At 41.0% G+C, this 13,641-nt stretch carries 11 protein-coding genes; all 11 read right to left on the reverse strand.

The features are described 5' to 3' along the window. Positions 1-596 precede the first annotated feature (596 nt). Positions 597-1,913 (reverse strand): SpoIVB peptidase, encoded by a 1,317-nt coding sequence (gene spoIVB, locus ACJROX_RS18600; RefSeq protein WP_408006702.1) that lies wholly within the window; start codon positions 1,911-1,913, stop codon positions 597-599. A 121-nt stretch (positions 1,914-2,034) separates the two neighbouring features. Continuing rightward, positions 2,035-3,762: a DNA repair protein RecN gene (gene recN, locus ACJROX_RS18605; protein WP_408006703.1), complete on the reverse strand. Its 1,728-nt coding sequence runs from the start codon at positions 3,760-3,762 to the stop codon at positions 2,035-2,037. A 16-nt stretch (positions 3,763-3,778) separates the two neighbouring features. Beyond that, a complete protein-coding gene (ahrC, locus tag ACJROX_RS18610) occupies positions 3,779-4,228 on the reverse strand; it encodes a transcriptional regulator AhrC/ArgR (protein WP_408006704.1) in 450 nt (149 codons plus the stop codon). A gap of 217 nt (positions 4,229-4,445) precedes the next feature. After that, positions 4,446-5,882: a UDP-N-acetylmuramoyl-L-alanyl-D-glutamate--2,6-diaminopimelate ligase gene (locus tag ACJROX_RS18615; protein WP_408006705.1), complete on the reverse strand. Its 1,437-nt coding sequence runs from the start codon at positions 5,880-5,882 to the stop codon at positions 4,446-4,448. A gap of 261 nt (positions 5,883-6,143) precedes the next feature. Next, on the reverse strand, positions 6,144-6,968 hold the full coding sequence (locus tag ACJROX_RS18620) for a TlyA family RNA methyltransferase (RefSeq protein ID WP_408011701.1): 825 nt from the start codon (positions 6,966-6,968) through the stop codon (positions 6,144-6,146). Continuing rightward, positions 6,968-8,860: a 1-deoxy-D-xylulose-5-phosphate synthase gene (gene dxs / locus ACJROX_RS18625; protein WP_408006706.1), complete on the reverse strand. Its 1,893-nt coding sequence runs from the start codon at positions 8,858-8,860 to the stop codon at positions 6,968-6,970. Before dxs ends, ACJROX_RS18620 begins: the two co-directional genes overlap by 1 nt. 9 nt (positions 8,861-8,869) lie before the next feature. Then, positions 8,870-9,484, reverse strand: coding sequence for a hypothetical protein (locus tag ACJROX_RS18630; RefSeq protein WP_408006707.1), 615 nt, complete (start codon positions 9,482-9,484; stop codon positions 8,870-8,872). A gap of 815 nt (positions 9,485-10,299) precedes the next feature. Beyond that, complete coding sequence (locus ACJROX_RS18635) at positions 10,300-11,187, reverse strand: polyprenyl synthetase family protein (RefSeq protein ID WP_408006708.1); 888 nt, start codon at positions 11,185-11,187, stop codon at positions 10,300-10,302. Positions 11,188-11,189: 2 nt separating this feature from the next. After that, positions 11,190-11,423 (reverse strand): exodeoxyribonuclease VII small subunit, encoded by a 234-nt coding sequence (locus ACJROX_RS18640; RefSeq protein ID WP_408006709.1) that lies wholly within the window; start codon positions 11,421-11,423, stop codon positions 11,190-11,192. After that, positions 11,423-12,775 (reverse strand): exodeoxyribonuclease VII large subunit, encoded by a 1,353-nt coding sequence (gene xseA, locus ACJROX_RS18645; RefSeq protein WP_408006710.1) that lies wholly within the window; start codon positions 12,773-12,775, stop codon positions 11,423-11,425. The genes ACJROX_RS18640 and xseA overlap by 1 nt, the downstream gene beginning before the upstream one ends. Continuing rightward, positions 12,775-13,641 carry a bifunctional methylenetetrahydrofolate dehydrogenase/methenyltetrahydrofolate cyclohydrolase FolD gene (folD, locus tag ACJROX_RS18650; protein WP_408006711.1) on the reverse strand — a complete coding sequence of 289 codons (867 nt, stop codon included), beginning with the start codon at positions 13,639-13,641 and terminating at the stop codon, positions 12,775-12,777. The genes xseA and folD overlap by 1 nt, the downstream gene beginning before the upstream one ends.

A 13,641-nucleotide genomic window follows, 5' to 3' on the forward strand; every position in this document is an offset into this window, starting at 1 on the left:
AAATATTCTATACTTAACCATACTTTATTTTCCTTTAATTTTCGACCTAATATGGCATTTGACACATCATATTTTAGTGTTCTTTGTCGAATTTTCTTTATTTTATTATATCAGATGCCGTTGATTATTCCGAGAAAAAGTTAAAAACCTCAGTATTAGTCACTTTTTTCTCTCGAAATATTCATGAGAAATATACGTTATTACTAATGCAAAAAACGGCGGTTTTCAATATCTCCAATCATATTTTACTTTATTTTGTCATAGGAATAACTTTTTTGTACAAAGCTGTTTCTAAAAGTTTGTTGCTAACTGAATGCTGATAAGAAGAAGAATAAAGACCACAAGAAGTGGAAATATGCGAGACTCCTGCGGGAAAGCAAGCATAAGCGAGACCCCACAAGCGACTATATTCCAAATTGTAAAGAAAACTTGGCAAAACCAAGTTTCGGCGTAGGCTGAGCCTTGTGCGCTTATACTTAGTTTGTAAACTTTTCTGCTACGCCGAATAGTCATCCAGCTGAAAAGTTATACTTTCTTAATGTGCAAAAATATAATCTATACGAAAACAGCCTTGTACAAACAAAAAAAGGCGAGAATCAACTCGCCACTTTATCGCCATTTCTATTTTCTTCATAAATATTGATCCCGGCTTCTTGAAGCATCCATTCGATATGCACACCGTATCCTGAAGTCGGATCATTAACAAATACATGAGTCACTGCTCCGATTATTTTTCCATCCTGGATAATTGGACTACCACTCATCCCCTGTACAATTCCACCAGTAGCATCTAATAACTCGGGATCTGTAATTTTGACCACCATTCCTTTTGTTGCTGGAAACTTTTGAGGAACTGAGCTTACGATTTCAACATCGTATTTCTTTACTTCCTCTCCCTTTACTACAGTCAAGATTTCAGCATGGCCTTCTTTTACTTCATGGGATAACTTGATCGGCATTGCTTTATCCATAATACCATTACGTATCGGATCCTTCAGTTTGCCGAATATACCGTATTGCGTGTTTTTGTAGATTGAGCCGAGGATTCTTTCACCGTTGTTAAAGCGGGCCAGTTTCTCTCCAGGTCTTCCGTTTGTTCCTTTTTCAATCGAGGTGACCGTTGATTCGATAATCTGACCATCATTTACGACGATCGGTTTTTTCGTATCCATATCTGAAATAACATGTCCTAGAGCCCCATATTTACCGCTTTCTGGATGATAAAACGTCATTGTACCCACCCCGGCGGCTGAATCACGAATATATAAGCCGATTCGATATGTTGCATCAGAGCCATCTTTCACTGGTGTCAATTTTTTATGGATCGTTTGCTTATCCCTTTTGATGGTGAGGTCAAGTGATTTACCGGTTTCTCCGCTTCTCTTTACGAAAGGGCCAACATCACTTAGTTTTTGAATGGATTTCCCATTGATTTCTGTAATCATGTCTCCTACCTGGATCCCAGCCTTTTCACCAGGTGAAACATCTCCATTTGAGGTGCCGACCAAATGATGTCCTACCACTAATACACCGACTGTATTCAATCGGACACCGATATTTTGACCACCAGGAATGATTTTGAATTCAGGAAGCACCTTTACATTCACTTTTTTGACAGGTATATTCGATACCTGCATTGTAACTTCAGTGTCTCCATCCTGGTTTGCCTCTATGGAAAAGGAGTGAGGGTTGTTTTCAACACTTCCAAGCGACGACAATATCGATTCATCCTGATCGGACGAATGAACCGTAGCATTTGAATGTTTCTGATCTATTGTTAATCTCTCTCCCTGGAACACGGTTATATCAGTTGGGATACTGAGATAGTCCTGAATGGGCTTTATAAAACCCAAGCTTATTAGGAATCCAAGGAGAAGAATGCCGACTATTTGTCTGATTTTGATTCTTTTCATTCAGTCACTCTCCTCATTCCTTACCCTACAACTTTTTTAGTTGCATTTATAATTTGACCTTTAGAGAGTGTTTCTATAACCATTAGTTATAAGAAAAAGCTACCCTTAAATGGATAGCTTTTCATGAAGTGATTTTCACTTCATCCGCAAACTGGATCATTTCTTTTGCATGACGTTTGGTCAAGTCGGTCACTTCTACCCCAGAAATCATCCGGGCGATTTCTTTTACCTTCTCATCAAACGACAAAGGTTTGACGACAGTCAATGTACGATTGCCTTTGATGCTTTTTTTAATATAAAGGTGCCGATCCGCCATTGCAGCAACCTGTGGCAAATGGGTGATACAAAGGACTTGTGAACCTGTAGAAAGCTTTTGGATTTTTTCTGCAATCGCTTGTGCAACCCGACCGCTGACTCCTGTATCAACTTCATCAAAAATGATGGAGGCGACTCCTTGCTGATTGGAGAAGATCGCTTTCAATGCAAGTATGATTCTCGATAGTTCTCCGCCAGACGCAATTTTCACTAGTGGTTTTAAAGGTTCTCCTGGATTTGTTGAAATTAGGAACTCAACTTCATCCATTCCGCTTTTCGTGAAACTGATTTTGCTTCCGTCTATATCCGTAGAAACGGTGGAAATACCGGAAACCGCTTCGAATGAAACCTCGAAGGTTGTCTTTTCCATATAAAGATCTTTCAGTTGCTGGTGGATTTTTTTCTCAAGTTTTTCAGCTGCCTTCTTTCTTAGAATGCTTAACTGTTTTGCTTCTAAGTAAAAATCTTTTCCGATTTCTTCAAGATTTTCTTTTAGTAGTCTGATCCGATCATCTTTATTTGTAAAGGTATCCAATTCTTCTTCAATACGGGAACTATACTCTAAAATTTCTTCAACAGAATTTCCGTATTTCCGCTTCAATGAATTGATTTCATGCAGACGTTCCTCAATAACGTCCAAACGGCCAGGATCAAACTCCATTGCTTCGACATAATTTCTTAGTTGATGTGCGCTGTCTTCCAATGTGTAATAGGCATTCGTAACGGCTTCTTGAATCGGTATCAACTCTGAATCAAAGTCTGAAACATCTTCCAAATGGCTCATAGCGAGACCTAATACATCGATTCCTTTTTGTTCACCATATAACGCTTGATATGCATCAGTCACAGATTGGTATAACCGTTCGAAATTACTTAAACGCTGCTTTTCCTCTTGTAATTCTTCATCTTCATTAGGTTGTAGTTTAGCCCGCTCGATCTCTTCCAATTGATATTGGATCAGATCAATACGATGCGCCATCTCCTGCTCATTTTCAGTCAAGTTCTTCAGCTGTTTCTGCACCTCTATGTAACGCTTGTACAATTGCTGATACTCTTGCAGGGTCCGTTTCAAGTCAGATGAATTGTATTGATCCAACAAACTTAAATGTTTATCACTTTGCAATAAAAACTGGTGTTCATGCTGACCGTGGATATCTATGAGGGATTGGCCTATTTCACGGAGAATTGCAAGTGTTACCAATTTTCCGTTTACACGGCAAATGCTTTTACCTGAACTCGTCATGTCACGTTTTAGAACGACCATTCCATCGCTCACTTCAATCCCAAGCCCTTGTGCTTTGTCGATTACAGAGTGATCTCCCGGAATATAAAAAAGGCCCTCAATTTCCGCACGATCTGTGCCATGACGGACGTACTCTGTTGATCCGCGCCCACCGATCAACAATCCGATTGCATCAATAATGATTGATTTCCCTGCCCCTGTCTCCCCTGTCAAAACAGTCAGCCCGTCGTCAAAGGGAACAGTCACTTCTTCTATAATTGCAAAATTCCTAATTGAAATTTCGGTAAGCATATTTCCCCTCCTAACATTACAACATATCTAAAAACTGTCGTGTAATATCAGGGCTATCCTTAGGAGATCGACAAATGATCAGTATCGTATCGTCACCGCAGATTGTACCCATGATTTCTTCCCAATCAAGATTGTCAATCAAAGCACCTACTGCGTTCGCATTGCCAGGTAACGTCTTCATGACAATGAGGTGATCTGTATGATCAATATTGATGAAGCTGTCGGTCAAAGTCCGTTTCAGCTTTTGCAGGGGGTTGAATCTCTGGTCGGCAGGCAGACTGTACTTATATCGCCCATCCTGCATCGGGACTTTTACGAGATGCAATTCTTTAATATCACGGGATACAGTAGCCTGCGTGACATTGAAGCCTGCATTTTTCAACCTTTCTACAAGTTCATCCTGAGTATCAATATCGAAATTTGTTATGATTTCCCTGATTTTTATATGCCTTTGTCCTTTATTCATCTAAATCACTCCACAAGTTTGTACACACATGTATATGCCTATCATATAGGAAGTAGCTAAAATTGTACATCTTTTATGAATAAACATGAATATTGCTGTATATTGTTTTGTTCCCGTTTGGAATGAATTATATACTTTATATTTCTCTCCAAGAAAAAAGGGATCCCCCGAGAATTTGTATGACTACAACCTCTATAGGTCAATCCCCTCAATAGATTTAATTGGTTAAATACTCGATTGTTTCTGAATCTGATGAAGTCGGAAGTGAATAGCTTTGTTTATAAGTCTCATGTCCTTTCCCTGTTATCACGACCCAATCACGGGAACCGGTGATTTCAAGCGCATATTTGATCGCCTCTGTACGATCCGGGATGATGAACCCTTTTTGATTTCCGTATGTTTGATTCAAATTTTCCAGCGTTTCAATCATATCTTTTTCAGATACTTCGTTCAGGTCATCAAAGGTCAGGATATAATAATCACTATGTTCTGATGCGATTCTGATCATATCACCTCTTTTATCTGTATCTGCATCTCCTCGAAAACCGAAAACATGGATGACTTTATCAGCTCCATAATCATTTGCCGCCTTTAAACAGTGCAAGATTGCACTTGCTGTATGGGCATAGTCTATGACTACCGTAGCATCGTTATGGTGCTTATATATATTGAACCGACCTGGAACTCCAGGAAATGTTACTAGTGAAGATAAGATGTGTTCTCTTGTCAGATCAAATTGGGATGCAGCAGCATAAGCCATGACAGCATTGTACAAATTGTGCAATCCCGGCATATTGAAATCAACCTGAAAACTGGAATATTCGTCCGCTATTTGTAAGCTTGAATGTTTTATATCTTCGATGTGTAAATCAGCTTGTGAAGATTGTCCGACGGTGTAAACTTCTTCATTATTTTTCCTCACTACCTTTTCAAGCTTGACACCCCAAGGATCATCTACATTGATGATCGCCTTGCCATTTTCTTTCATTTTATAGAAGAGACTGGCCTTTGTTTCAAAATAACGCTCCATTGTACCATGGTAATTCAAGTGGTCATGAGATAAATTCGTAAATAGACAATAATCAAATGTCATACCTTCTAACCGATGTTGTGATAACCCATGTGAAGAAACCTCCAAAATCACCACTTGATCATTACTTTTATAAAGCAATTCATTTAATTTCAACACACTCGGTGTCGTATTACATGTATCAATCTCTTCTCCATTGATGATGTTTTTTATTGTGCCAAATAAACTGCAGGAAACCCCATTTGATTCTAAAACATGTTTCAGGAGATAGCTTGTAGTCGTTTTTCCGTTCGTTCCGGTAATACCGATCATGATTTTATCTTTTGCAGGATTATCATAAAACTTTTTAGAGATTGCTCCAAGCGCTATCCTGCTATTTTTCACTTTTATATAAGGTATAGAAAGGCCTGTAAGATCATCTTCCCCGATTATAGCTGCGGCACCTTTATGGATCGCGTCGTTTATAAAAGAATGTCCATCTGTTTTTTCCCCTCTAATGGCAACAAATAAAAAGCCTTGCTCAACATTCAGCGAATTGTCGGTAATCCTTTTTATTTGGGTAGGAGGCAAGTTTCTATATTGTGCATCATCAACTAAACTTTCAACTAAATACTGTAAATCCATCCGGCTTTTTGCTCCTTAATACTTTTTGGCTTTTATTTACCCTAAAAGGGGCATTTTCATCCGAAATAGTGGAAAATTAAAAGCATTGCTCTTAATTCGTGTCTAGTTATTAGTTTTTCCAGATAAATAATAAAAACCCCTAGCATAAACATTCGCAACTTTTATGTAATTTGGGTCAATAAAGAGACTTAACAGAGCTAAAAACACTAAAGAGCTAAACCTCCATCATCCTTACCGATGTTTTTGGTCAGCTCTTTTTTGTCAATCTTTTTTCGATTCATGCGCTTCATTTACTACAGTTTCCGTATTACCCGTCCATTTGATGACCGCAGACTCATTAATATCAGGTTTTCTCAAATGAAGCAGAAATTCAATGTTTCCTTCTCCCCCGCGGATTGGTGAGTACGTACAATCTAAAACATGATATCCTTTTTCATGACTGAATTTAATCATTCGATCGATAACAGCCTGATGAATTTTACGGTCACGGACGATCCCTTTTTTTCCGACTTCTTCACGTCCTGCCTCGAATTGCGGCTTGATGAGGGCAACGACTTCACCATTATGGACAAGGATTTCTTTCAATACAGGCAGAATAAGCTTCAATGATATAAACGAAACATCAATTGTGGCGACGTGTGGTAAGCCATTATCAAAATCTTCAGGTTTCGAATATCTGAAATTGGTCCGTTCCATCACCTGTACACGGGAATCATTTCTCAGCTTCCAGTCCAATTGATTGTAACCGACATCGACTGCATACACGAACTGTGCCCCATTTTGCAATGCGCAGTCGGTAAATCCCCCAGTTGATGAACCGATATCAATCATGATTTTATCCCTTACATCAAATCGAAAGGATTGCAACGCTTTTTCCAATTTCAAGCCGCCTCGGCTTACATAGGGGAGTGGATTGCCCTTCAATTCGATAGGAATGGATATATCAACCTTCTGACCAGGTTTGTCCATTCGTTCTTGTTCTGAATAGACAAGTCCAGCCATGATTGCTCTCTTGGCTTTTTCTCTCGTTTCGATCAAGCCTCGATCGACGAGAATAACATCAAGCCTTTCTTTCTTTTTCATAATTAATAAGCCCTTTGCTGTTTCTTTGGAATCATTTGCGAAACACGCTCGATGACCCCTTCTGGTGTCAATTCAATTTCTTCAAGCAATTTAGACACACTGCCGTGCTCAATGAATCGATCTGGAATACCCATACGGTCAATGACTGCATCGTGTATACCGAGGTCATGAATGAACTCTAGTACTGCACTTCCGAAACCACCTTGGAGTATCCCTTCTTCTATTGTCAAAATCGGAATACGTTTTGTTACAAGTTCGGTTATCATACCGTGGTCCAAGGGCTTAATGGAGCGGGCATTGACGACGATCGCGGAAATTCCCAGCGTCTTCAGCTTCTCTGCTGCTTTTAATGCAACAGGAATCATCGTCCCTACTGCAAGGATTACAATATCTTTACCATCCTTCAAAACTTCCCATGTACCGATTTCGATCTTTTTCAATTCCTTGTCCATAGGAACACCAAGGCCCGTCCCTCTTGGGAACCTAACTGCGATAGGTCCCTCGTTATATTCCGTTGCTGTGTAGACCATGTGCTGTAATTCGTTTTCATCTTTTGGATTAAGGACGACCATGTTAGGTAAGTGACGTAAGAAAGCAATGTCAAACACACCTTGATGCGTTTCGCCATCTGAACCTACTAATCCGGAGCGGTCCACCGCAAAGACGACATTCAGATTTTGGCGGCAGACATCGTGTACAAGTTGGTCATATGCACGCTGAAGGAAAGTGGAATAGATCGAAAGGACCGGTTTCATGCCCTGGGTGGCAAGTCCACCTGCCATGGTTGTAGCATGCTGCTCAGCTATACCAACATCATAAAGTCGATCTGGGAACTCCTCTCCAAACGCTTCAAGCTTGGAACCAACTGTCATGGCAGGAGTCAGCACGACAAGCCTTTCATCTTTACGAGCTATTGTCCTTAGTGTTTCAGAAACGACCTTGCTGTATCCTGGTCCTGCAACAGTAGGTTTTATAAAATCTCCTGACTCGATCTTGTAAGGCCCTGGACCGTGCCAAGTCCCAATCGCATCCGTTTCGGCAGGCTTATATCCTTTCCCTTTCTGCGTCAAGACATGTACAAGTACAGGTCCCTTGGTCTTTTTGGCGTACTTGATGTTTTCCATCAGGTCATCAATATTATGTCCATCTACAGGTCCCAGGTACGTAAACCCAAGTTCCTCGAAAAATATCCCTGATACAAGCAAATATTTAAGGCAATCCTTCATACGTTCAGCAGTTGAAGCAAGACGCCCACCTGCAGGAACTTTTTTGATCAATGCTTCGAATTCTTCTTTTACGCGTTTATATTTCCCTGCCGTTCTTAAACGGCCTAAAACGTTGTGAAGTGCCCCAACATTCGGGGCAATGGACATTTCATTATCATTCAAGATGACGATCAGGTCTTTTTGTTCGTGGCCGATATGGTTCAATGCTTCCAGAGCCATACCACCCGTTAGAGCCCCATCCCCTATTACTGCAATGATATCTTCATCAGTTCCTTTAAGGTCCCTTGCTGTAGCCATTCCCATTGCAGCAGAAAGGGAAGTGGAACTATGCCCGGTCTCCCAAACATCATGATCACTTTCAGAGCGTTTCGGAAATCCGCACAACCCTTTATATTGTTTTAGCGTATCGAACTGCGCTGCTCTCCCGGTTAAAATTTTATGGACATACGCTTGATGTCCTACATCCCAAATGAACTTATCTTTCGGGCTTTCAAACAGTTTATGCAGGACTAAAGTTAACTCAACTACCCCTAAATTAGGACCTAGATGCCCACCTGTTTTAGAAATCTTTTCGATTAAAAAAGTGCGAATGGTCGATGCCAACTCTTCAAGTTGTTCTCCATCTAGTTTTTTCAAAAATTTAGGATCTTTGATTGATTCCAAATTCATGGAACATCCTCACTTTCCTTTTGTATTACGTTTAAGTTTATTTTCGGCGGGCTGAGAGATCAATTGCTTTAACTTTAATCTTTCCTCAAAGAAATAGATTACTCGTCCTACCTGAAAAATAATGGAAGTGGAAAAATGAATGGCAAATGATTTACCAAACGCCTTCCCCCCAACGGTAAGCGCAGCAACTACGCTTGTAAATACAATTGATACGATATATTGAAAAGCAGTCGCGTCATCCCCACCGAAGGCATTCGTCAACTGTACAATGACTACGGCAGAAGCGGTACCGCTTATTATACCAGATATATCCCCAATGACATCGTTGCAAAAGCTTGCAACACGGTCAGCGTTACGGCTAATGGTTATCGCTTGCCGTGCGCCTTTTACTTTCTCGGACGCCATCGCATGGAATGGAACTTCATCTGCAGCCGTAGCAGCCACTCCTATAATATCAAATATAACGCCAATTAGCACAATGATAAATACAATGATTATACCGACTGCCCAATTGACGCCTTTTATGGACAAAGTTGAAACCACTGAAAAAATAGCCGCTAACACTAGCGTGATAACGGCGATTCCAGTACTCCATTTTAGGGATTTATTGAAAACTTTATTCATGGATACTCCTTTTGAATATATCTTCTACCGATCATGCATATAAAACGGCCCTTTAATAATCCTATTTAATACTAGTTATGTTATACTTAATTGTGGATTTTTACGACATCCCAAAGTCAATTGAGACTATAGAATATCCTTAATCCTCATATGTATTGTGGAGTGGTCATTCAAAGAGTAAACACTGCGGCTTAGGTCCAGTAGGTTTTCCCAGAGAGGTACCAATGCGTTGCCACACTGGAGGTTTCCCTTTAATCCTCCCTTGACGTTGTCGCCAATCGTCAGACTAGATTACCACTTAGTCCGCACTATAATCCCCTTTGAACGTCACATGGAACAGTCTAGGAGTTTTCCTCAACAGTCTTTACCATTTCCTAGCCTCTTTCGCAGAGTCGATTTCATATGGTATAGAATACTCTTCAGCGGCCAACCGAAGATTTTTCCTCTTCCATAATCCCCTCAAACACCACTCAAGGCAGGCTACGCTGCTCACCAGTAGTTTCTAGCGACCGAAAAAACCGGTGAAAACAGGTTTATAACCCCAGTTCGCAATAAGGTATTAGCACACAAATCGCAAAGTTGAGGTCCTCCGCGGCAAAAGGGTCAACGCCCACATGCCATTGTGGATCGCCCTTCAGCCTTAACTCCCAGTGCAGACCCAAAGCTGGGCGCTTCGAGCCTATACAAGGAACTTCATCGATGTGCCCTTTGGCGGATTTTTAGGCCCGCCCTCAGAAATGGGAGACTGACTAGAATACTGCACCACTCCTCATGTAATTATAATATACCACAGAAAGGGTTATGTCTCAATGTTTCTAGTGATCCCTGCTGACCATATAGTCTGTGAAATGCTCTAACCATTCATGTTTTATACTTGCTTTATATAAGTGTTGCTTTGCATCATCTACTTCCTTGAACAATTGGTCTTTTGCTCCTGTAATCGTCAATAGATGGGGGTATGTACTCTTGTTATTTTGCACATCGCTGCCAATTGGCTTTCCAATTTTCGCTTCATCACCTTCTACATCCAAAATGTCATCCTGGATCTGAAATGCAAGCCCTAGATGTTGGGCAAATTGAATAAGATGATCCAACTGCCGCTTATTTCCTCCTGCGATACGCGCGCCTGCATAAATCGCGTATCCTAAAAGTGCTCCTGTCTTTTTACGGTGGATCTGTTCTAAGTCTCCTATGGAAAGCGATCTTCCTTCTCCTTCAAGATCAGCTGCCTGGCCGTAAACCATGCCCTCTGGACCTGCAGCTTTGGAAAGATTCATGATCAAATCGACCTTCAGTTCATCATTCAAATGTTCAGAACCGGAAATCACTTCGAAAGCATAAGTCAGTAAAGCATCCCCTGCAAGTATCGCCATCGCTTCCCCATAAATTTTATGGTTGGTAAGATTGCCTCTTCTGAAATCATCATCGTCCATTGCCGGCAAATCATCGTGGATCAGGGAGTAAGTATGGATCATTTCGACAGCACACGCAGCATCCAGACCTAAGTTGCTATCCTTTTCAAAGGCTTCGATCGTCATGAGCAACAAGGTGGGTCGAAGCCGTTTGCCGCCCGCTAATATCGAATACAGCATCGCCTCTTTTAAGTTTGTATGCCCTTGGAGCCGGTCCACCTTTCCTGGTAATGTTTCATCAATTAAATTTTTCTTTTGTTGAAGAAGCTGCAAGAAAGTATTTTTGTCCAATCTCAGTCTTCCTCCTGTATCGCAAAGGGTTCTGTTTCCCCATTTTCCTTCAATAACTCATCCATCTGCTTTTCAACATCCTGTAATTTATCATGGCATAGCTTTGAAAGCTTCATCCCTTCTTGAAATAAGCGAATGGACTCTTCAAGCGGTACGTCACCTTCTTCTAACTTTCCGACGATATCTTCAAGCTCCATCATCGCTTCTTCAAAGCTCTGTTCTTTTTTCTCTTCCATTAATTCTCACTCTCCTCAAGTCCCCATACTTGGCAATCCAATTTCCCATCCTTCAAGCGAACAGTAACTTGGTCACCTGGCTGTACTTGCTTCACACTTTTAATAAGATTGTCGGTTCCCTGGTCATAAGCCAGGCTGTAACCCCGTTCCATGATACTTAATGGGCTCAAAGCGTTCAGCTTACCAATTTTGTTTTGAAAGTCTGAGCTGTTATGATCGATAAGGTTTCGCATTTCCTTTTTCAACATTCTGACCAGCACTTGATGCTTGTCTTTTGATCGGCTAAATAGCTTTTCAGGATGGTTGCGATCCAAACGGCTTTTAAGCTGATCGATTTGTTGAGCTTTCCGGTCAAAAGTTCTTGAGCGTGTTTTTTGAAGACGTTCCATTATACGATCAAGGTCTTGTTCTTTCTGTTTAACGAGCTGAAGCGGATATTTGAAGGCGTATGATTTTTGTTGATGATCCAGCTGGTTCCGCAACCTTTTCACATGCTCAGTTATGGCTCTTGTCAATCTTAGCTGTCTTTGAGTCACTCTTTCCTGTAATTCCTCAATGTGAGGTACAGCAAGTTCTGCTGCTGCTGTCGGTGTAGCCGCTCGTATATCAGCAACAAAATCAGCAATCGTAAAGTCTGTTTCGTGTCCAACCGCAGAAATAATCGGAATGATGGAGTGGAAGATACTACGAGCGACGATTTCTTCATTGAAGGCCCATAATTCTTCGATGGAACCACCTCCACGGCCTACAATCAAAACATCCCAATTCCCTTGTTCATTTGCAAAATCAATCGCTCTGGAGATGCTTGGTGCAGCATTCGGTCCTTGAACAAGGACAGGTATAACGGTTACCTTCGCGATCGGAAAACGCCGTTTGATCGTGGTCAATACATCTCGGACTGCTGCTCCTGTTGGAGAAGTAATAACCCCTATTCGTTTAGGGGTTGCTGGGATCTTCTTTTTCCGTTCAGGAGCAAATAGCCCTTCCTTATCAAGTTTCTTTTTCAACTCTTCGAATGCAAGGAACAAGTTGCCGATCCCATCTGGCTGCATCTCTTTAACATAAAGTTGGTACTGTCCATGCGGTTCATAGACTGATACCTCTCCCCGGATCAGAACTTTCATCCCTTCTTCAGGACGAAATTTCAAGAACCGGTTGTTCCCGGCAAACATGACAGAGTTGATCCGGCTGTTTTGATCTTTTACGGTAAAATACATATGCCCCCGGCTATGGTGTTTTACATTTGACAGCTCGCCTCGAAGCCAAACGTCTTGGAGCTTTCCATCCATATCGAATTTACGTTTTATATATCGAGTGAGCTCTGTGATGCTTATATATGGATTTTGTTGCATTAAAGCACACCTTCTATTTGATGACTCCACTTCGCAGAAAGGATCGTATTTCGAAGGAGCATGGTAATCGTCATTGGACCAACACCTTTTGGAACCGGAGTAATATATGATGCAACCTGCTCGGCTTCTTCAAAATTGACGTCACCTGTCAACTTTCCATCATCTTTACGGTTGATTCCAACATCTATCACAACCGCACCAGGCTTGATGTAGTCTTTTCCAACAAAGTTCATCTTGCCTACAGCAACGACTAATATGTCTGCCTGCCTTGTGATCTCCTTCATATTGGCTGTTCTGGAATGACAATATGTAACAGTAGCATTTTCATTTAAGAACAGTTGTCCAACAGGCTTTCCTACGATGTTGCTTCTTCCGATTACGACAACATGTTTTCCTTCAATGATAATATCTTTTGACTTCACCATTTCGATGATGCCATATGGTGTACATGGCAAAAACGCACGTTGTCCAGTCATCATCCTGCCGATATTGATAGGATGGAAACCATCTACATCCTTCTCTGGAGAAATAGCTTCGATAATTGCTGTTTCTGAGATATGCTCAGGTAAAGGTAATTGGACAAGGATCCCATGACATTCCTCATCGTTGTTATATTGCTTGATGATTTCTAGGAGTTTACCTTCAGAAATATCTTCAGAAAGTTCAACGAGCTTGCCCTCTATGCCTACTTGCTTACATGCTTTCGTTTTTCCTCTTACGTAGGATAAAGAAGCAGGATTATCACCAACGATAATAACGACCAAGCCAGGAATGATCCCTTTGCTTCTCAGTTTTTGTACTTCCTCTTTCATATCGTTCCTTTTTGCATCTGCAATTTCATTTCCCTTTAGAAGCTTTGCAACCAA

This window comes from Pseudalkalibacillus sp. A8, assembly GCF_045920555.1.
Classification (GTDB): Bacteria; Bacillota; Bacilli; order Bacillales; family Fictibacillaceae; genus Pseudalkalibacillus.

Excerpts from the sequence above, each read along its gene's own strand:
- spoIVB (WP_408006702.1), bottom strand. The coding sequence starts at position 1,913 with ATGAAAAGAATCAAAATCAGACAAATAGTCGGCATTCTTCTCCTTGGA.
- recN (WP_408006703.1), bottom strand. The coding sequence starts at position 3,762 with ATGCTTACCGAAATTTCAATTAGGAATTTTGCAATTATAGAAGAAGTG.
- ahrC (WP_408006704.1), bottom strand. The coding sequence starts at position 4,228 with ATGAATAAAGGACAAAGGCATATAAAAATCAGGGAAATCATAACAAAT.
- ACJROX_RS18615 (WP_408006705.1), bottom strand. The coding sequence starts at position 5,882 with ATGGATTTACAGTATTTAGTTGAAAGTTTAGTTGATGATGCACAATAT.
- dxs (WP_408006706.1), bottom strand. The coding sequence starts at position 8,860 with ATGAATTTGGAATCAATCAAAGATCCTAAATTTTTGAAAAAACTAGAT.
- ACJROX_RS18630 (WP_408006707.1), bottom strand. The coding sequence starts at position 9,484 with ATGAATAAAGTTTTCAATAAATCCCTAAAATGGAGTACTGGAATCGCC.
- ACJROX_RS18640 (WP_408006709.1), bottom strand. The coding sequence starts at position 11,423 with ATGGAAGAGAAAAAAGAACAGAGCTTTGAAGAAGCGATGATGGAGCTT.
- xseA (WP_408006710.1), bottom strand. The coding sequence starts at position 12,775 with ATGCAACAAAATCCATATATAAGCATCACAGAGCTCACTCGATATATA.